The following is a 17,488-nucleotide window of genomic DNA, read 5'->3' as shown; positions in this document are numbered from 1 at the left end:
GTTTTTTCGCGTCGTTCTGGCGGCTGGCTCGCGATGAAAGATAGCGCTACTGAATCGATACCACTGTGCGTCCGCCTTTCTGCACGCTGCCTGCCGGATGCAGCTCGAAGCAGAACGCGGTGCCTGCCCCTTCGCGTTGGACGAGCCGTATCTGGCTGTCGTGCAACTGCAGCATGCGCTGGACGATCAGCAGACCCAGCCCGCCGCGATGCGCGCCGCCCGAGGTGAACGCGCGCTGGAACAGCCGTGCGCGTACCGCTTCCGACATGCCCGGCCCCGTATCGCTGACCGTCACCGAGACCTTGCCGTCGCGCGCCGCGAGTTCGACATCGACGACGCCATGATCGGGCGTATGCCGGATCGCGTTGTCGAGCAGATTGGTCAGCACGCGCTCGATCATGCCGAGATCGGCCGTGACGTTCGGCAGACGCGGCGCGATGCCCGCGCGCAACGCGATGTGACGGGCTTCGGCGGACAGTTCGAATTTCTGGAACACGTCCTGCAGCAGATCGACCAGCGAGAAGTCTTCGAGCGCGAGTTGAACGTTGCCGTGCTCGAGCCGCGCGAGTTCGAACAGCGACTGCGCGAGACGGCCGACCTTCACGCTTTGCGCGAGCGCGATCGCGAGATAGCGCTTGCGTTCGGCGTCGCTCAGCGAGTCCGCCTTCATCGACAGCGTTTCCAGATAGCCGTGCAGCGACGTCAGCGGCGTGCGCAGATCGTGCGAAATGTTCGCAACCAGTTCCCGCCGCTCCTGATCCTGGCGCGTCAACTCGCGCCATTGCTGGCCAATGCGTCCCGACATCTGCGCGAACGTCGATTCGAGCGTGGCGATCTCGTCGCGTGAATGGGAGGGCGCAACGCGCGGCGCATTCGGCATCGCCGGTTGCGCACCGGGTTCGCCGTTCGCATCGAACCGGCGCATCGCGTCGGTGAGACGGCGCAGCGGCCGCGTGATCAGTCCGAACGCCATCAGCCCCGCGACGAGACCGAGCAGCGCGACGACGGCCATCGACCACAACGTGGTGCGCAACACCGAGCTGGCCGCGACGCGCGCCGCGAGTTCGTCGTGGGCTTCCCCTTGCAGCACGACGTACAGATACTCAGGCGGCCGCGACGCGTTCGACCCCGTGTGCGGCAGCAGCGCCGCGCTGAACACCTTGCGGCCATCGACGCTGCGCGGGTCGTCGCCGAGTATCGGCAGCGGATCGCCAGCGATGAACTGCCTGACGGGGCGCACGTCGACCTGCATCCGCTTCAGGTGGCCCGCGGGCGCGTCATCGCCTTCGATATAGCCGTTCTGATCGAGCAGATACACCTCCACGCTCGGATTGACGACCATCAGTTGCCCGAAGATCTGCCGCATCGCGTCCTTGCGCGCGCCGTCGCCGCTATCGTCCGACAAAGCCGGATTGCGCGCGATATGCGATGCGAGATCGTGCGACAGGCTCTGGATCACTTCCTTCTCGTGCAGATCGCTCGAACGGATCTGCAGCCATGCCGACGCGCCGCAGCACGCGAGCAGCAGCACCGAAAACACCAGCGACAGCCGCTGCGTCAATGACAGGTTCACGACGCTTCTCCCTCGTGCACGGCAGGATCGGCGACGAATTTGTAGCCGCGCCCCCAGACCGTGAGGATACGGGCGGGCTGCGCGGGGTCGTCCTCGATCTTCGCGCGCAGCCGGTTGATATGCGTGTTGACGGTGTGCTCGTAGCCTTCGTGCTGATAGCCCCACACGGCGTTGAGCAGATCCATGCGCGAGAACACCTTGCCCGGACGGCTCGCAAAGAAATACAGCAGATCGAATTCGCGCGGCGTCAGTTCGATTCGCTTGCCGTTCACGCTTGCTTCGCGCGTGAGCGGGTCGATGAAGAGGCCCGCGAGATTCAGGCTGCCCGCCTCCATGCGCGCGTCTTTCGCCATCGCATCGGCTCGCCGCAGCAGCGCCTTCACGCGCGCAACCAGTTCGAGCACCGAGAACGGCTTCGCGAGATAGTCGTCCGCGCCGAGTTCGAGTCCAAGGATGCGATGCACTTCGCTCGAGCGCGCGCTCGTGATGATGATGGGCGTATAGCGCGCCATCGCTCGCGCGCGCCGGCAAATCTCCAGCCCGTCGACGCCGGGCAGCATCAGGTCGAGAATCAGCGCGTCCCAGTTGCCCTGCTCCAGCAGCCGCAGCCCTTCGTTGCCGTCGGCGCTATGCACGACTTCGTAGCGCTCGTCCCGCAAGTGCAGGCTGAGCACATTCGCTATGTCGACATCGTCTTCGACGATCAGTACGCGCTTCGGATGATCCATCGGCTCGCTTGAATTGAGTGGCATTAAGGGCCGTCGTGCAACGTTGACGGCCCTGACATTGTGCAGAATTTCCGCCCGCCGGGTTATCACAATTAATTTAAGTTTCCGTGAGGACGCTGGTATCAGCGCGGACTTACGCTACGGCCACGTTCAATCGAGTCGCACGAAGGAGCACACGATGAAAAGCCGCAGGCAGTTCCTGTTATCGGGCGGCAGCGCGCTGGCAACGCTGGCGGCCCTCACGCACTGGCGCGCGTTCGCGTCCGGCGCACCGGCCGCACCGGACGCATCCGGCGGCGCGGCAGCGCGCTTCGAGGTCATGCATTCCGATGCGCAGTGGCGGCAGATGCTCACGTCCGCGCAATACCACGTGTTGCGCGAGGAAGGCACGGAGCGCCCGTTCAGCAGCCCGCTGAACGACGAGCACCGCAGCGGCCTGTTCGCCTGCGCGGGTTGCAGCCTCGAACTCTTTTCGTCGCGCACGAAGTTCGACAGCCACACGGGCTGGCCAAGCTTCTGGGCGCCGCTCGATCACGCCGTCGCGACGCGCGAGGACGGCTCGTGGGGCATGGTCCGCACGGAAGTGCATTGCCGCCGCTGCGGCGGCCATCTGGGACATGTATTCGACGACGGTCCGAAACCGACGGGACTGCGCTATTGCATGAACGGACTCGCGATGACCTTCACGCCGCGCGCCGTCTGACGCCTTCCACCCTTTCGCACGATCCAGCATCCAAACGACCATGTTACTCATCGTCCTCGCTTATCTCGGCGGCGCGCTCACGATCCTGAGTCCCTGCATTCTGCCCGTGCTGCCCTTCGTCTTCGCGCGCGCCGATCAGCCGTTCGTGCGCACGGGCCTGCCGCTGCTCGGCGGCATGGCGCTCACGTTCGCACTGGTCGCGACGCTGGCCGCTGTCGGCGGCGGCTGGGTCACGCAGGCCAACCAGTACGGCCGTTGGATCGCGATCGTGCTGCTCGGCGTATTCGGCCTGACACTGCTGCTGCCGCGCTTCGCCGATCGTCTGATGCATCCCCTCGTCAGCGCGGGAAACCGGCTGACGACGCTCGCGCGCACGGACGGCAGCCAGCCGCGCATCGGCTCGTCCTTTCTGCTCGGCATCGCGACGGGTCTGCTGTGGGCGCCGTGCGCAGGCCCGATCCTCGGCCTGGTGCTGACGGGGGCGGCGCTGCGCGGCGCGAGCGTCGGCACGACGCTGCTGCTGCTTGCGTATGCGGCGGGCGCGGCGACCTCGCTGGCGATTGCGCTGCTGATCGGCGGCAAGGTGTTCGCGGCGATGAAGCGCTCGCTCGGCGCAGGCGAATGGGTGCGGCGCGGCATCGGTGCGGCGATGCTGTGCGGCGTCGTGGCGATCGCGCTGGGCTTCGACACGGGCGTGCTCACGAAAGTCTCGACGGTCGCGACGAGCGGCATCGAACAGCACCTCCTCGACAAGCTGTCGCCGCCGAAGCCGGCCGCGAACGAAGCGATGATGTCCGCGAACCTGCCGGCGATCACGCAGGCAGCCGGCGTCACGCCGCCCGCGGGAACGATGATGCGTGCGTCGACGGCTGCGGCGCCGCTGCCAGTGGAAGGCACACTGCCGCAGCTGACGGGCGCCGTGCAATGGCTGAACTCGCCGCCGCTCACGGCCGGTCAACTGCGCGGCAAGGTCGTGCTGGTCGACTTCTGGACCTACTCGTGCATCAACTGCCTGCGCTCTCTGCCGTATGTGAAGGCGTGGTCGCAGAAGTATCGCGACATGGGCCTCGTCGTGATCGGCGTACACGCGCCGGAATTCGCATTCGAGCGCAATATCGACAATGTGAAGAAGGCTGTGCACGATCTCGGCGTCGATTACCCCGTCGCGATCGACAACAACTATGCGATCTGGCGCGCGTTCGGCAACCAGTACTGGCCGGCGCACTACTTCATCGATGTGCAGGGCCGCATTCGCCATCATCACTTCGGTGAAGGCGAATATGAACAGTCCGAAAAAGTGATCCAGCAGCTGCTCGCCGACGCGGGCCATCCCGAAGCGGCCCAGGTGGCGACGGGCCTCGAACAGCACGCGAAAGGCGTCGAGGCGGCCGCCGACGGCAACGACATGATGTCGCCGGAAACCTACATCGGCTATGCACGTGCGGAAAACTTCATGTCGCCGGGCGGCGAAGCGCGGAACCGCGCCCATGCGTACACCGAGCCGTCGAGCCCCGATGTCAACGATTGGGGACTCGCAGGCACGTGGAAAGTGGGCGCCGAACACGCAACGCTCGCCGCGCCGGACGGACGCATCGTCTATCGCTTCCACGCGCGCGATCTGCATCTCGTGCTCGGGCCGGGCGCGGGCGGCAGGCCGGTGCATTTTCGCGTGACCATCGACGGCGCCGCGCCGGGCGATGCGCGCGGCACCGATGTGAATGCCGACGGCACGGGCATCGTCACGGAGCAGCGTCTCTATCAGCTCGTGCGGCAAACGGGCGACGTGGCCGACCACACCTTCGCGATCGAGTTTCTCGATCCAGGTGTCGAGGCTTACGCGTTCACATTCGGCTAGGGATCTGGCTAACCCCATCACCTGTTATTAGAGGATCGACACCGTGAACAGGAAACTCATCGCAAACGCATTGCGCTCGACCCGCACGTCGGCGGGACGGATCGCGGCGTGCATCGCGATCGGCGCTGGCGCGATCGCATGGCAACACGTCGCGTCGGCGGAACAGGCGGTCCGGATTCCCGCGCCCGCGCAGGACGAGAAACCGGGTGCGGCGCACACCGAAACGGCCGTCTTCGCGGGCGGCTGCTTCTGGGGCGTTCAGGGCGTGTACGAGCACGTGAAAGGCGTGCAGCAGGTCGCGTCCGGCTACACGGGCGGCGCGGCGAACACCGCGCAATACGAAACCGTCAGCGACGGCGAAACGGGCCACGCGGAATCCGTGCGCATCACCTACGATCCGACGCAGATTACGTATGGCCGTCTGTTGCAGATTTTCTTTTCCGTCGCGCACAACCCGACGCAGCTCAACTACCAGGGCCCCGATCACGGCACGCAATATCGCTCGGCCGTGTTCCCGCAAAACGCCGGGCAGCGCGCGATCGTGCAGGCGTATATCGCGCAGCTGAACAACGCGAAGGTGTTCTCCGCGCCGATCGTGACCAAGGTCGAGGACTTCAAGGGCTTTTATCCCGCCGAGCAATATCACCAGAACTATCTGGTGTTGCATCCCGACTCGCCGTACATCGCGATCAACGATCTGCCGAAGATCACCCATCTGAAGCAGATGTTCCCGGATGTCTATCGCGACGATCCCGTGTTGCTGAAAGCCTCGGCGTCGTAACCGGCGACATCAGCCGCCCACGGCCTCGACGATGCGCCGGCACATGGCCTTGTCGGGATACGGGCCGACGCCCGCGCGCACGTTGTCGGCCATGTATTCGGGGCGGCCCGTGCCCGGAATCACAAGCGTCACGGCGGGCTGTGCGAGCACGAATTTCAGCAGGATCTGCGCCCATGTCGCGCAGCCCATCTCGGCGGCCCACGCGGGCAACGGCGTCTTGCCGACGCGCGACAGCAGCCCGCCGCCGCCGAACGGCTGGTTGATCACCACACCGATGCCCAGATCGTGCGCGAGCGGCAAAATGCGCTGTTGCGCATCGCGATCGTCGGCAGCGTAGTTGATCTGCACGAAGTCGGGCTTTTCACTGCGCATCACGTTCGCCACCTCGTCGAACGCGCTGGAGGTGTAGTGTGTGATGCCGATATAGCGGATACGTCCACGTGTTTTCCAGTCGCGCAGCGTGGCGAACTGCGTGCGCCAGTCGACGAGGTTGTGCACCTGCATCAGGTCGATGCGAGGCTGGCGCAGGCGGCGCATCGACTGTTCCATCTGCGCAATGCCAGCGTCGCGGCCCTGCGTCCAGACCTTGGTTGCGACGAACGCCTTGCCATGCGCGTCGAGCCGCGTCAGCAGCGTGCCCGTGACGGCTTCGGACGAACCGTACATCGGCGACGAATCGATCGCCGAGCCGCCCGCCGCGAACAGCACTTTCAGCACCTGCGCGAGCCGCGCCTGGCCTTCGGGATCGTCGCCGACATCGAACGTGCGCCACGTGCCGCAGCCGATCACCGGCAACGGCTCGCCCGTCGTCGGAATCGGGCGCGTGTCCATGCGCGGCACCGGCTTGTCTTCCGCCTTGACTCGCGCCGATGGGAACGACGCCGCGGACAGCGCAAGCGGCATCATCAGCGCGCGTCGCAGGAAGCCGCGGCGCGACGACGGTTCAAAGGAATCGCGCATTGCTTTGACGGGCGGCACGCGCGGCGTCAACCGGGACGGCGCACGATGAAATCGGTTTCGACGAGCGCATCGCGCGCGAGACCCGTCACGCCGACGCAGGTCCGTGCAGGCAAACGCCCCGGCGGAAAATGCGCGGCGTACACGGCATTCATCGTCGCGTAGTCGCGCTTGAACTCTGTGAGAAAGATGCGCGCCGACACGACGTGTTCAAGACCGAGCCCGATGCCCTTGAGGACCAGTACGAGGTTGTCCATCACCCGCTTGGTCTGCGCGGCGACGCCTTCGGGCAAGGGCGCTGCGTCGTCGTCGGGCGAGGTCGGCATCTGGCCTGTGACGAACACCCAACCGCCCGATTCCGTCGCGTGAGAAAACGGGCCGACGGGCGTCGGCGCGCCCTCGACCATCCAGAACTGCGTGGTTTCGCTCATCTGTCGAAGCTCCGTGGACTTCCATCGATCGATTGAAGGCGCGCGCAAGGTTCGCGCCGAGTGCCTACCCGGGTGCATACCTTAGCGCGCTTCGTGCAACGCTGCATGAATCTGCTGTGGGTGTGTGCTGCGAACACGCGGGCTATCCTCGCCGGACAAAAAAGATCGGCGAAAAAAAAGCGCGCCTCTTCATGAAGCGCGCTGCTTTGCGGCCCCGTCAGCGCCGCGTCAGGTTACATCACATCACCCGTTGCCCTGCCCGGCGGGACGGCACGACGCGCGGCGGCGCGCCGGCTTCGGTGCAACGCCGGCGTCGAGAATCTCAGCGAGGTCAAGCACCTCGCGCCACCAGCGTTCGCCGCGATGCGGCGCGCTGAGATCGAGCCGCTCGCCCATGCGCGGCGTCGCGAGCGCGATGCCATGCGCGGCCGCGAGCCCCACCACGCGCTCGAACGGTTCCTGCCAGCGATGCATCGCCAGATCGAACGTGCCGTTGTGGATTGGCACGAGCCAGCGCCCGCGCAGATCGATATGCGCCTGTACGGTATGGTCGGGCTGCATGTGGACGTATGGCCACTGCGCGTCATACGCGCCCGTTTCCAGCAGGGTCACGTCGAACGGACCGAGCTGCTCGCCGATTGTCTTGAAGCCGTCGAAGTAGCCCGTATCGCCGCTGAAGAATACGCGCAGGTCACCGTCGACGATCACCCACGACGACCACAACGTGCTGTTGCCATCGAACAGGCTGCGCCCCGAGAAGTGCTGCGCCGGCGTTGCCGTGAACTGCAGCCCGTCGATTTCGACGCCCTGCCACCAGTCGAACTGACGCACCTTCGATGCCGCGACGCCCCACTCGATCAGCCGGTCGCCGACGCCCAGCGGCGTCAGGAACACGCCCGTCGTGCCAGCCAAAGCCAGCACCGTGTCGCGGTCCAGATGGTCGTAGTGATCGTGCGACAGGATCACGCCGCGCAACGGCGGCAAATCTTCGCGTGCGATGGGCGGCGCATGGAAGCGCTTCGGCCCCATCCGCTTGAACGGCGACGCGCGCTCCGCGAACACCGGATCCGTCAGCCAGAACTGACCGCGCAGCTTGAGCAGCATCGTCGAATGGCCGAGCCGGAACAGGCTGCCGTCCGGCGCGGCCTCGAGGTCCGCACGCGTGAGTGTATCGACGGGCAGCTCGGCGGGCGGCATGGTGCCCGCCGGCTTGTTGAACAACATGTTCCACGCGATCCGCAACGTCTTGCCGAAGCCCTCGACGGGACGCGGCTTGACGTTGCGAAAGCGCTCGCCGTCGTGCTGCGGCGACGCGCCGGACAGTTCGCGGCCGCGTTGCGCCGCCGTGAATCCCAGAAGCTGACTGATGGTGTCGATGGTCGATTTCATGCGAAGCGTCACTCGAGACAGAAGGTAGACTGCACAGTGTAGTTTATTGTCTCGAAATGTGCACCAGGCAGTGTAAAATTCGCGCATGGACGACAGCACTACCCTTCCCCGTCTGACCGATCGCAAGCGCGCGGCCGTGATCGAAGCGGCCATCGACGAATTTCGCGCATCGGGTTTCGACGCCACCAGCATGGACCGCATCGCGGCGCGCGCGAGCGTGTCGAAGCGCACCGTCTACAACCACTTCCCGAGCAAGGAGGCGCTGTTCGCGGCGATCCTCCAGCAACTGTGGGATGCGAGCAAGGCAGGCGACGCGCCGGGCTATCGCGCGGACCTGCCGCTGCGTCCGCAACTGATTGACCTGCTCGCACAGAAGCTGCGGCTGCTGAACGACGACGCGTTCATGTCGCTCGCGCGGGTCGCGATCGCAGCGGGCATTCATTCGCCCGAGCGGGCGCGGGATATGGTGGCGCGCATCGGCGAACGCGAGGAAGGGTTGACCGTGTGGGTCCGCGCCGCGGCCGCCGACGGCAGGCTCGACGTGCCCGACCCGGCGTTCGCCGCGCAACAGTTGCATGGTCTCGTGAAGGGGTTTGCATTCTGGCCGCAGGTGACGATGGGCCAGCCGCCGCTGACGGCGGACGAACAGAACACCGTCGCGCAGACATCGGCGGATATGTTTCTGGCGCGCTATGCGGTGAAACCGGGCGGCACGAACTAGGCGGACGACACCAGCCCCGCCAGCGTATCGCCGAACCCGCCCCGCACCTTCGACGCAAGCCGCGCGCTCGTCACCACGCGCGGCGCCGCGCTCCACGCGATGCGCGCTCCCGTCTCGACCAGCAGCCCGACCAGCGCCACATCCTCGCGGCAGGGCAGCGGCGGAAATCCGCCGGCGCGGCAATACGCACGCGCCGACACGCCGAGATTCGCCCCGTGCACATGCCGGTGCCCATCTGCGTTCAGGTACGCGCGATAGAACGCCTCGCGCGTGAGTTCGTCGTGCTCTCGCCAGTCTTCGACGATGACCGGGCCGCACACCGCTTCCGCATCGAGCGCCAGTTGCGCGACGAGCCAGTCCGGCGCGACGCGGCTATCGGCATCGGTGAAGGCGAGCCAGCGGACGCCCTGCTCCAGCAACGCCGCTGCGCCGGCTGCCCGCGCCTTGCCGACGTTGCGCACGTCGAGCGTCAACGCGTGCGTATCGAAGCAGCGCGCGATCGATGCCGAGCGATCCGTGCAGCTATCGAGCGCCACGACGATTCTCACCACCTCGCCGCGCAATTCCGGATGCGCGGCCGCCATACGCGCCGCCTGCAGGCAATCGGCGAGCAGTGCTTCTTCGTCGTGTGCGGGTATCACGATGCCGATCATGCGAGTCCCTCGCGTTGCGCCACCGACTGTCCGTCCTTCGACCACACGTCGAGCAGCAGATCGTGCTCCGCGTGCTGCACGATGCGCCGCCATGCAGGCAGTGCGTCGAACGCAGCGTGCACGTCCTCGGCCGTTTGCAGCTTGCCTTCGAACGGATGCCGCCAGTGGCACGCGACGAGCGTGCCGTCCGCCGTCAACGATGCGCACGCGCGCTGCGCGAGCTCCGCCGTCGCGTCGCGCGACAGGTAATAGCACAGTTCGCCGATCACGATCAGATCGAAGCTCGCATCGGGCCATTGCTCGGGAATCGCACGCTGCGCGAACGTGACGTTGCGCACGTCCGCAAGGCGTTCTCGCGCGAGATGGATCGCCTGATCGCTGATATCGCAGACATATAACCGGTCGCAACGCTGCGCAAGCAAGGCGGACAGTTCGCCGTTCGAGCACGCCGGTTCGAAGCCCGAGCGATAACGCGCGCGCGGCAGCGCCGCGACGGTCAGCAGACGTTTGCGGCGCTCGTACCAGCTGCCGCGGTAGTCCCAGGGGTCGTCGTCCTGCCGGTACATATCGTCGAAATAGGCGGGCGGAAAGGACATGCGCGCCAACCTCAATGCGACGCCAGATCCCAGCGCCCGCATGCGTCGCCATCTTCGTCGCCATCGCCGTCGAGCAGCGTCTGTCCTAATGCACACTCGTCGCGTTCGGCGTGGCTCTGCCGCAGAAACACGGGCAGATCCGCTATCGCGTGCGCGAACCACGCATCCGTGCAGAACGGCATGGCGCCGAGCGCGCGCGAAACATGCTCCATCACCTGCGCCGCGGCCTGTTCGACGGCGACGCGCACGCGCAGCGCGCACTGCTGCGCGTCGTCGCGCGGATGCGCGTCGATCCATGCGGCCGACTCGCGCAGCAACGCAGCCACGGCGGACAGTTCGGCATCAGCGGCGCCGAGATGCGCGCACGCGTGCGGGTCCGCGTGGCGCTTGACGCTGTCGCGCAGAATCGACGCGAGCGCCGCCGCGCAGCCGTACCAGCACGCGGCGATACCCGCGCCGCCATGCCAGAAGCCAGGACGTGACAGATACGCGCCCGCCCCGCCAACCTGCGCCGCACGCGCGCCGTCGAAGCGCACGCAGCTCGTGCCCGTCGCACGCATGCCGACCGCCTGCCAGCCGCTCGTGTCGATCGCGATGGAAGGCTGCGACAGTTCGACGGCAGCCAACACTGGCTCGTCGTTGCGCCATGCCGTCACCAACGCATGTGTCGCGTGCGGCGCGCCCGAACACCACGGCTTGACGCCTTCGAGCGTCAAGCCATCGCCGCCGTCCGATGCACGCGCGATCAGCTTCGGGTTCGGCGGCTCGGCGGCCCATACGGCCCAACTGCCGCTGCCATCGTCAGCGAGGTCGGCGCGGTTCAGTTCCGCGAGGATGGCAAGCGCATCGGTGTGCGCCTCATAGAGCTTGGCCAGCGGCAGATCGCACGCTGCCACGGCTGCGAGACCGCGCCAGCGTGTCGCCGTTTCGCCGCGGCCCGGCAGCGGCAGCCAGTCCATGCCTCGCGCGCGCAGCGCATCGAGCGTCGCCGCGCGGCTCGCCGATGCCTCGTCGCCATAGCGCACGCCGGCCAGGTATCGCTCCAGCGCCGGGACGAGCGCATAGCGCTTCGGTTCGATGTCGGCGTCCGGCTCCTCATCGCTCAGGCGCAGTCCGCTGTTGATGTACCACGCGGCCGGCGCGGCGCGTCGCAGGGGATCGTGGCCGATATCGCTCATGGGTTGCTCCATCAACGCCTGCTGGAAGCGTCGGGTTGGTTGCTGCGCCGCCAACAGGGCGGCTGCGTGCGCGAGACGACGCAAGCGGCGTGCCCATACGCCCCGGCGCGTTTTCCCCGTCTACGCTTGCGCGCGCCGGGAAGACCGCTTGCGACGCTGCGCCGCGCGGCATGACGATTGCGGCCCGAAAGCAATTGGATGCGCGTTGCGCGCCCGGCGCACCGTCTTCGCTGCGCTGCCGGTTTCGACGAGGACAACGATGACGAACACGACAATGCAAAAGGCCACCCCACTCTCCGAACTCGCTGACAACGGCATGAAGCGCATCGAGGCGAACGGCACGCCGATCCTGCTGATCCGCCGCGGCGATACCGTGCATGCGTATAGCGCGGACTGTCCGCATGCAGGCGCGCCGCTCGAACAGGGCGCGCTCTGCAATGGCCGGCTAGTGTGTCCGTGGCACAAGGGCACTTTCGACATCGCGACGGGCGCGCTCGTCGAGCCGCCGCCGCTGCGGCCGCTGACGCGTTACCCCGTGCGGATCGAACACGGCGACGTGCTCGTCGACAGCACGCCGGAGCCGTCGGAAACCCACACGAAAACGCCTGCGGACCCGCGCACCTTCGCGATCGTCGGCGCGGGCGCGGCGGGCGCGGCCGCTTGCGCCGCGTTGCGCGAGGCGGGCTTCGCAGGACGCGTCGTGCTGATCGATCGCGAGCCGCGCACGCCATACGACCGCACCGTGTTGAGCAAGTTCGTGCCGTCGGGCGAGATGTCCGTCGACGAGATACCGCCTCTTCTGCCCGACGACTTCTTCACTGCGCACGCGATCGAAACAATCCAGGCCCAGGTCACCGCACTGGATGCGGGCGCGCGCCGCATCGATATTGGCAGCGCACCGTCGATTCGCTACGATGCCGCGCTCATCGCCACGGGCGGCATACCCAAGCGGCTTATGTTGCCAGGCAGCGAGGCGGCCGATATCAAGCCGCGCATCCGCCTGCTGCGCGATCGCGATGACGCGCGGCATCTCGTCGACATGGCCGCACAAGGCGAGCACGCACTCGTGCTGGGCGCGAGTTTCGTCGGGATGGAAGTGGCGTCGGCGCTGCGCGAACGCAAGCTGCGGGTGACGGTCGTGTCGCCGGGCAAGGTGCCCTTCGAGAAGCAGTTCGGTCCTGAGCTAGGCAGGCTCTTCATGCGGCTGCACGAAGTGAATGGCGTGAGCGTCCGCATGGGCCTTCGTGCGCGCGCCGTCGCGCCCGGCGATGCAAGCGGCGCACTGCGCGTCACGCTCGACCACGGCGAGATCGTGTCATGCGATTTCATCGTCGCGGGCCTCGGGGTCACGCCTGCGACGGATTTTCTGAAAGGCGTGACGCGCAACGACGATAAGAGCGTCGACGTCGATGCATCCATGCGCGTGTCGGACGGTCTCTATGCGGCAGGCGACATCGCGCGGTTCGAATTGCAGGCGCCCGTCAATGAACGCGTGCGGATCGAACACTGGCGCGTTGCGCAACAGCATGCGCGCATCGCTGCGCATGCCATGCTCGGCATGCCGCCAGAAGAACCGCTCGTGCCGTTTTTCTGGACCTATCACTTCGGCAAGACGTTCGAATACCTCGGTCACGCGAAGCACTGGGACAAGACGATATTCACGGGGACGCCCGATACTTTCGAGTTCATCGCACTGCTCGGCGACAAAGGAAATCTGGTCGCCGCCGTCGGATGCAACCGCGGCAAACAGATGGGCATGCTGGCGGAAGCATTACGCAAACCGTTGAGTCTTGCCGATGCGATGAAGCTTGCCGAATCGGCATGAACATGAAGCGGCCGCGCATCACACCACATCATGCGCTGCGCGGCGACCGGGTCACTGCAATTCAACTGCTATGCGACGGACGCCCACCCGCGCCTGGCGGCTCCCGCTGTTCCCCGCTGCCAAGGGGCACCTCGGCCGTTTGTTCCGGATGCGGATTCGAACGAGGCGGGTTCGTCGCCTTCATCGTTTCCGTCGGCTCGCCTGGCTGTGTCGTCGTGGCGGGTTTACGTTGCTCACGTTTCTGTTCCATGTTCGTGCTCCCTCTTTATCACCGTTACTGTCACCGTCAGAGCGGGCGCGTCAGAAGCGGTCGATCCTGAAGTCGCCCGCCAGCGCAGTGGTATTGCGCCGCTGCATCAGCTTCTCGAATTCGACCGCAATGCACGCGAGCGAGCGGCGCTTCTGGATCATGTCCCACTGCGTGTACGCATCGAACGCTTCGTCGTCGAACGAGACGGTGACCGACGCACGTTGCCCGTCGGCATCGAAGCCGATGTAGAGCACGCCGTTGCTCAGTTCCTCGATACGGAACGAAACGCGTCGTACGTCGAAATAACGGCCAAGCGTTTCGGCGATATCGCGCCGGTCGCCCGGCATCACCGCGATCGTCATGGGGCATTCCTGCTGAAGGCATTCGTGCAAGGCACGAGACGCGCGCTAGAAGACGGGCTGGAAGATCTACACGCGGGCCTGAAAGGTTTGCAGACCCGCTTTCGGAACGCCGCGCACGTCAGCGGGCCGTCAGACGTTCGCAGCACGTCACGGCTGCCGCTGCCCGCCCTGATGCTGCGGCGGCTTCTGGTTTTGCTGCTGTTGCCCGCCGTCGCGATTCGGCTGATGCGGGGTCGCCGGGTGATTCGGCGCTGCCTTTTGTGTGCTCATCGCTTGCTTCATGGTCAATGTCCTCTTTGGGGTTGAACACGCGTTTCGGGTGCCGCGCCCGCGGCGCGGCACACCCTGCCTTAGACGCGGCAAGCCGCGTTCCCGTCGCCAGGAACGGGGTTTGCGCGCCATTGTCCGGATGTTCGCGACGGCTTCTATCTTTTACCCGCATCGAGAAGCCCACCATGCCGATGACGCACAACACGACCACCGACGCCACCGAGCCACCGACGACGACCGACACCCGCGCAGCGACCCGCCCCGCTCCCATCGCGCCGAGCCTGCTGCGGCTGCATGAGACCTGCGAGCGCAAGGAGCACGCACATCATTTCCGCATCCTGATCGACGCGGCCGAGTATTTCGCAACGCTGCGCACAGCGATGATCCGTGCGCGCCATAGCATCTACATCGTCGGCTGGGACATCGACAGCCGTCTGCAACTTGTGCCCGGCGGTGCGCCCGACGGCCTGCCCGCCCCGCTCGCGGAATTTCTTTGCGCGCTCGCGGAAGCGAACCGGCAACTGCGGATCTACGTGCTCGCGTGGGACTTTGCGATGCTGTACGCATTCGAACGCGAATGGCTGCCCGTATACAAGCTGGGCTGGCGCACGCATCGCCGCATCCGCTTCCGGCAGGACGGACGGCACCCGCTCGGCGCTTCGCACCATCAGAAGATCGTCGCGATCGACGACCGGCTCGCGTTCGTCGGCGGGATCGATCTGACGGGTTCCCGCTGGGACACGCCCGCGCATCGTCCGCACGCGCCGCTGCGGCGCAATGCTCGCGATACGCCGTACCAGCCGATGCACGATGTACAGGCGATGTTCGACGGACCCGCCGCGCAGGCCGTGAGTCTGCTCGTGCGTGAGCGCTGGCGCCGCGCAACGGCGAGAGCAGCGGACGCGACGCCCGACCCGATGCCGCGCCCCGACGATGCCGCGGGCATCTGGCCGGCGGATGTTGCCGCCGACATCGAATCGGTCGAACTCGGCATCTCGGTGACACAGCCAGCCTTCGAAGGAAGGCCGCTCGTTGCGCAGATCCAGCAGTTGTATATCGACGCGATCGCGGCCGCGAAGCGCAGCATCTACATTGAAAACCAGTACTTCACAGCGAGCCGCGTGGGCACCGCGCTCGCGCAGCGTCTCGCCGATGCGGACAGTCCCGATGTCGCCGTCGTCGGTCCGCAAAGAACGAGCGGCTGGCTCCAGGAAGCCACGATGGGCGTGCTGCGCGCGCGGCTTCACGGCGTGCTGAAACAGGCGGACCGACGGGGACGCTATGCAATGTATGCGCCTACCACGGGCGGTGCACATGGGCAGATCATCAATGTGCACAGCAAGCTGATGACCGTCGATGACGACGTGCTGATCGTCGGCAGCGCGAACCTGAACAATCGCTCGATGGTGCTCGACACAGAGTGCAATATCACGCTCGAAGCGCGCGGCGATCCGCGCATCCAGGCGGCCATTGCATCGGTGCGCAACCGGCTGCTGGCCGAGCATCTCGACATCTCGCCCGCGCAGGTGCAAGCCGCGCTCCGCACGCAGCGCCTGAACGAAGCCATCGCCCATTTGCGTCACGGCGAACGCACGCTGATCCCGCTCGATCCCGTCGTGTCCGGCGACCTCGAAGACCTCGCCTCACATGTGTCGGTGTTCGATGCCGAAGCGCCCGTCGCGCCGCACGAACTGGTGCGGCACTTTCTGCCCGAAGAACGCAGCCGTCCGCTGATGGGCAGGCTGCTCGCGCTCGGCACGCTCGCGCTGTGCGTCGTCGTGCTGGCCGCGTTGTGGCGCTTCACGCCGCTGCGCGATGCCGTCAGTTTTGCGACGCTGGTGCATGGCGCGCAGCGCGTGCATGCGTCGCCGTTCGGACCGTTCGCAATCGTCGCGCTGTACGCGATCGCCGCGAGCATTTCGGTGCCCGTCACCCTGCTGATCGCTGTGAGCGGCTTTGTGTTCGGCGCGCTATGGGGCAGCGCGTATGCGTTCGCGGGCTCGATGATCGCAGCGTGCGTCACCTATTATGCGGGCGCGTCGCTCGGTCGCGATGCCGTACGCAAGCTCGCGGGCAGCCGCATCAACCGGATCAGCGAAAAGCTCGGCAAAAAGGGCTTCATCACCGTGATCGTTCTGCGCGTCGTGCCCGTCGCGCCGTTCACCATCATCAACCTCGCAGCGGGCGCATCGCACATCAGCCTGCGCGCTTACCTGGCGGGCACCGTGCTCGGCATGACACCCGGCATCGTGCTCGCCACGACCTTCGCCCATCAGCTCGTGGCAGCCGTGCGTCATCCGTCGCTTGCCGGGCTGGCGCTCGTCGCGCTGATCGGCGCGGCGCTCGTCGGTCTGTCCGTTGCATTGCAGCGTTTCCTTGCGCGCCGCTCATGAACGATACGAGCGCGCTGACCTTGCACGACAGGACCACGGCCGCCGGCGTGCGCGCACTGCGCATCGCCACCTGGAACATCCACGGCACGGTCGGGACCGACAGGTTCGCGTCGCCGGAGCGGATCGGCCGCGTGATCCGCGAACTCGACGCGGATATCGTCGCGTTGCAGGAAGTGCCGCTAGGCGGGAGTTTTGCGCCGAGCGCACTGCCCGTCTTGCGCGAGATGACAGGGATGGACGCCATCGCGGGGCCCACGCTCGATACGCCCGAACGCCGCTATGGCAACGCGATCCTGAGCCGCCTGCCCATCTGCGCGACGCGTGCGCTCGATCTGTCGTTCGGCACGCGCGAAGCGCGCGGCGCGCTCGATGTCGACGTCGAAACGGACGGCCCCGGCACGGCGCTGCGCGTCGTCGCGACGCATCTGGGACTGTCGGCGCGGGAACGGCGCGCGCAGATCCGCGCGCTGATTGCCGCTTTCGATACGGCGCGCATGCCCGTCCTGCTGATGGGCGACATCAACGAATGGTTCGTGTGGGGCCCGGCGCTGCGCATGCTTGTCACCCATTTTCGGGCGGCGCCTGCGCCGCGCACGTTCCCTTCGCGCCTGCCCGTGTTCGCGCTCGACCGCATCTGGATGCACCCCGTCGACCGACTGCTCGACGTGCATGTGCACAGCAGCATGCTGGCGCGCGTTGCCTCGGATCATTTGCCACTGGTCGCGCGCATCGCGCGAGAGCATTATTGATAGCTCGCGGTGAAGCGCAGGCGCTACGCTTGCGCGCCCTGCGGGTTCGTTCAACACTCTTCATGGAGCTGCCA

Annotated in this window: 18 protein-coding genes; 7 read left to right on the top strand and 11 right to left on the bottom strand. The window is 66.4% G+C overall.

What is annotated here, in order from left to right; translation table 11 throughout:
- Positions 1–46: 46 nt before the first annotated feature.
- Together BPHY_RS27150 and BPHY_RS27145 are read right to left on the bottom strand one after the other, a co-directional pair.
- On the bottom strand, positions 47–1,573 hold the full coding sequence (locus tag BPHY_RS27150; protein ID WP_012404668.1) for a sensor histidine kinase: 1,527 nt from the start codon (positions 1,571–1,573) through the stop codon (positions 47–49).
- Positions 1,570–2,301, bottom strand: a complete 732-nt coding sequence (locus tag BPHY_RS27145) for a response regulator transcription factor (protein WP_041764837.1) — start codon at positions 2,299–2,301, stop codon at positions 1,570–1,572. The genes BPHY_RS27150 and BPHY_RS27145 overlap by 4 nt, the downstream gene beginning before the upstream one ends.
- Before the next feature lie 178 nt (positions 2,302–2,479).
- Here BPHY_RS27145 and msrB point away from each other — a divergent pair, with 178 nt between their 5' ends.
- From msrB to msrA, 3 genes are read left to right on the top strand one after another with little or no spacing between them, the layout of a single operon-like run.
- Positions 2,480–3,004: a peptide-methionine (R)-S-oxide reductase MsrB gene (msrB, locus tag BPHY_RS27140; protein ID WP_012404666.1), complete on the top strand. Its 525-nt coding sequence runs from the start codon at positions 2,480–2,482 to the stop codon at positions 3,002–3,004.
- A gap of 40 nt (positions 3,005–3,044) precedes the next feature.
- Entirely contained in the window at positions 3,045–4,859 is a 1,815-nt protein-coding gene (locus tag BPHY_RS27135) for a cytochrome c biogenesis protein DipZ (RefSeq protein ID WP_012404665.1), read from the top strand.
- A 43-nt stretch (positions 4,860–4,902) separates the two neighbouring features.
- Positions 4,903–5,640: a peptide-methionine (S)-S-oxide reductase MsrA gene (gene msrA / locus BPHY_RS27130; protein WP_012404664.1), complete on the top strand. Its 738-nt coding sequence runs from the start codon at positions 4,903–4,905 to the stop codon at positions 5,638–5,640.
- Between the two features lie 9 nt (positions 5,641–5,649).
- Here the strand turns inward: msrA and BPHY_RS27125 are convergent, their stop codons facing one another.
- The 3 genes from BPHY_RS27125 to BPHY_RS27115 all read right to left on the bottom strand — a co-directional run bounded on the left by BPHY_RS27125 (position 5,650) and on the right by BPHY_RS27115 (position 8,417).
- Positions 5,650–6,600, bottom strand: coding sequence for an aldo/keto reductase (locus tag BPHY_RS27125; RefSeq protein ID WP_012404663.1), 951 nt, complete (start codon positions 6,598–6,600; stop codon positions 5,650–5,652).
- A 26-nt stretch (positions 6,601–6,626) separates the two neighbouring features.
- Positions 6,627–7,028: a RidA family protein gene (locus tag BPHY_RS27120; protein ID WP_012404662.1), complete on the bottom strand. Its 402-nt coding sequence runs from the start codon at positions 7,026–7,028 to the stop codon at positions 6,627–6,629.
- A 243-nt stretch (positions 7,029–7,271) separates the two neighbouring features.
- Positions 7,272–8,417 carry an MBL fold metallo-hydrolase gene (locus tag BPHY_RS27115; protein WP_012404661.1) on the bottom strand — a complete coding sequence of 382 codons (1,146 nt, stop codon included), beginning with the start codon at positions 8,415–8,417 and terminating at the stop codon, positions 7,272–7,274.
- An 85-nt stretch (positions 8,418–8,502) separates the two neighbouring features.
- On the opposite strand from BPHY_RS27115, the gene BPHY_RS27110 reads away from it, so the two are divergent.
- The gene (locus tag BPHY_RS27110) at positions 8,503–9,138 is read left to right on the top strand and encodes a TetR/AcrR family transcriptional regulator (protein WP_012404660.1); all 636 of its coding nucleotides are present in this window, start codon (positions 8,503–8,505) and stop codon (positions 9,136–9,138) included.
- Here the strand turns inward: BPHY_RS27110 and BPHY_RS27105 are convergent.
- From BPHY_RS27105 to BPHY_RS27095, 3 genes are read right to left on the bottom strand one after another with little or no spacing between them, the layout of a single operon-like run.
- The gene (locus tag BPHY_RS27105) at positions 9,135–9,791 is read right to left on the bottom strand and encodes a glycosyltransferase (RefSeq protein ID WP_012404659.1); all 657 of its coding nucleotides are present in this window, start codon (positions 9,789–9,791) and stop codon (positions 9,135–9,137) included. The genes BPHY_RS27110 and BPHY_RS27105 overlap by 4 nt on opposite strands.
- Entirely contained in the window at positions 9,788–10,387 is a 600-nt protein-coding gene (locus tag BPHY_RS27100) for an SAM-dependent methyltransferase (RefSeq protein WP_012404658.1), read from the bottom strand. The genes BPHY_RS27105 and BPHY_RS27100 overlap by 4 nt, the downstream gene beginning before the upstream one ends.
- Before the next feature lie 11 nt (positions 10,388–10,398).
- On the bottom strand, positions 10,399–11,565 hold the full coding sequence (locus BPHY_RS27095) for an acyl-CoA dehydrogenase family protein (RefSeq protein ID WP_012404657.1): 1,167 nt from the start codon (positions 11,563–11,565) through the stop codon (positions 10,399–10,401).
- Positions 11,566–11,824: 259 nt separating this feature from the next.
- On the opposite strand from BPHY_RS27095, the gene BPHY_RS27090 reads away from it, so the two are divergent.
- Complete coding sequence (locus tag BPHY_RS27090; RefSeq protein ID WP_012404656.1) at positions 11,825–13,390, top strand: FAD-dependent oxidoreductase; 1,566 nt, start codon at positions 11,825–11,827, stop codon at positions 13,388–13,390.
- A gap of 61 nt (positions 13,391–13,451) precedes the next feature.
- Here BPHY_RS27090 and BPHY_RS39885 read toward each other — a convergent pair whose 3' ends face one another.
- The 3 genes from BPHY_RS39885 to BPHY_RS43915 all read right to left on the bottom strand — a co-directional run bounded on the left by BPHY_RS39885 (position 13,452) and on the right by BPHY_RS43915 (position 14,272).
- Complete coding sequence (locus BPHY_RS39885; RefSeq protein WP_012404655.1) at positions 13,452–13,640, bottom strand: hypothetical protein; 189 nt, start codon at positions 13,638–13,640, stop codon at positions 13,452–13,454.
- A gap of 50 nt (positions 13,641–13,690) precedes the next feature.
- The gene (locus tag BPHY_RS27085; RefSeq protein WP_012404654.1) at positions 13,691–14,002 is read right to left on the bottom strand and encodes a hypothetical protein; all 312 of its coding nucleotides are present in this window, start codon (positions 14,000–14,002) and stop codon (positions 13,691–13,693) included.
- Between the two features lie 147 nt (positions 14,003–14,149).
- Positions 14,150–14,272 (bottom strand): hypothetical protein, encoded by a 123-nt coding sequence (locus BPHY_RS43915; protein ID WP_279612540.1) that lies wholly within the window; start codon positions 14,270–14,272, stop codon positions 14,150–14,152.
- A 185-nt stretch (positions 14,273–14,457) separates the two neighbouring features.
- Between BPHY_RS43915 and BPHY_RS27080 the strand changes: the two genes are divergently transcribed.
- Together BPHY_RS27080 and BPHY_RS27075 are read left to right on the top strand one after the other, a co-directional pair.
- The gene (locus BPHY_RS27080) at positions 14,458–16,665 is read left to right on the top strand and encodes a VTT domain-containing protein (RefSeq protein ID WP_012404653.1); all 2,208 of its coding nucleotides are present in this window, start codon (positions 14,458–14,460) and stop codon (positions 16,663–16,665) included.
- Positions 16,662–17,414 (top strand): endonuclease/exonuclease/phosphatase family protein, encoded by a 753-nt coding sequence (locus tag BPHY_RS27075; RefSeq protein ID WP_012404652.1) that lies wholly within the window; start codon positions 16,662–16,664, stop codon positions 17,412–17,414. Before BPHY_RS27080 ends, BPHY_RS27075 begins: the two co-directional genes overlap by 4 nt.
- The last annotated feature ends 74 nt before the right edge of the window (positions 17,415–17,488 follow it).

This window comes from Paraburkholderia phymatum STM815 (genome assembly GCF_000020045.1).
GTDB classification, from domain to species: domain Bacteria; phylum Pseudomonadota; class Gammaproteobacteria; order Burkholderiales; family Burkholderiaceae; genus Paraburkholderia; species Paraburkholderia phymatum.
This window is presented reverse-complemented; position numbering and strand designations above follow the sequence as displayed.

Coding starts and splice junctions, on each gene's coding strand:
- BPHY_RS27095 (WP_012404657.1), bottom strand. CDS start 11,565: ATGAGCGATATCGGCCACGATCCCCTGCGACGCGCCGCGCCGGCCGCG.
- BPHY_RS27125 (WP_012404663.1), bottom strand. CDS start 6,600: ATGCGCGATTCCTTTGAACCGTCGTCGCGCCGCGGCTTCCTGCGACGC.
- BPHY_RS27145 (WP_041764837.1), bottom strand. CDS start 2,301: ATGGATCATCCGAAGCGCGTACTGATCGTCGAAGACGATGTCGACATA.
- msrB (WP_012404666.1), top strand. CDS start 2,480: ATGAAAAGCCGCAGGCAGTTCCTGTTATCGGGCGGCAGCGCGCTGGCA.
- BPHY_RS27120 (WP_012404662.1), bottom strand. CDS start 7,028: ATGAGCGAAACCACGCAGTTCTGGATGGTCGAGGGCGCGCCGACGCCC.
- BPHY_RS27085 (WP_012404654.1), bottom strand. CDS start 14,002: ATGACGATCGCGGTGATGCCGGGCGACCGGCGCGATATCGCCGAAACG.
- BPHY_RS27105 (WP_012404659.1), bottom strand. CDS start 9,791: ATGATCGGCATCGTGATACCCGCACACGACGAAGAAGCACTGCTCGCC.
- BPHY_RS27075 (WP_012404652.1), top strand. CDS start 16,662: ATGAACGATACGAGCGCGCTGACCTTGCACGACAGGACCACGGCCGCC.
- BPHY_RS27135 (WP_012404665.1), top strand. CDS start 3,045: ATGTTACTCATCGTCCTCGCTTATCTCGGCGGCGCGCTCACGATCCTG.
- BPHY_RS43915 (WP_279612540.1), bottom strand. CDS start 14,272: ATGAGCACACAAAAGGCAGCGCCGAATCACCCGGCGACCCCGCATCAG.
- BPHY_RS27090 (WP_012404656.1), top strand. CDS start 11,825: ATGACGAACACGACAATGCAAAAGGCCACCCCACTCTCCGAACTCGCT.
- BPHY_RS27115 (WP_012404661.1), bottom strand. CDS start 8,417: ATGAAATCGACCATCGACACCATCAGTCAGCTTCTGGGATTCACGGCG.
- BPHY_RS39885 (WP_012404655.1), bottom strand. CDS start 13,640: ATGGAACAGAAACGTGAGCAACGTAAACCCGCCACGACGACACAGCCA.
- BPHY_RS27110 (WP_012404660.1), top strand. CDS start 8,503: ATGGACGACAGCACTACCCTTCCCCGTCTGACCGATCGCAAGCGCGCG.
- BPHY_RS27100 (WP_012404658.1), bottom strand. CDS start 10,387: ATGTCCTTTCCGCCCGCCTATTTCGACGATATGTACCGGCAGGACGAC.
- BPHY_RS27080 (WP_012404653.1), top strand. CDS start 14,458: ATGCCGATGACGCACAACACGACCACCGACGCCACCGAGCCACCGACG.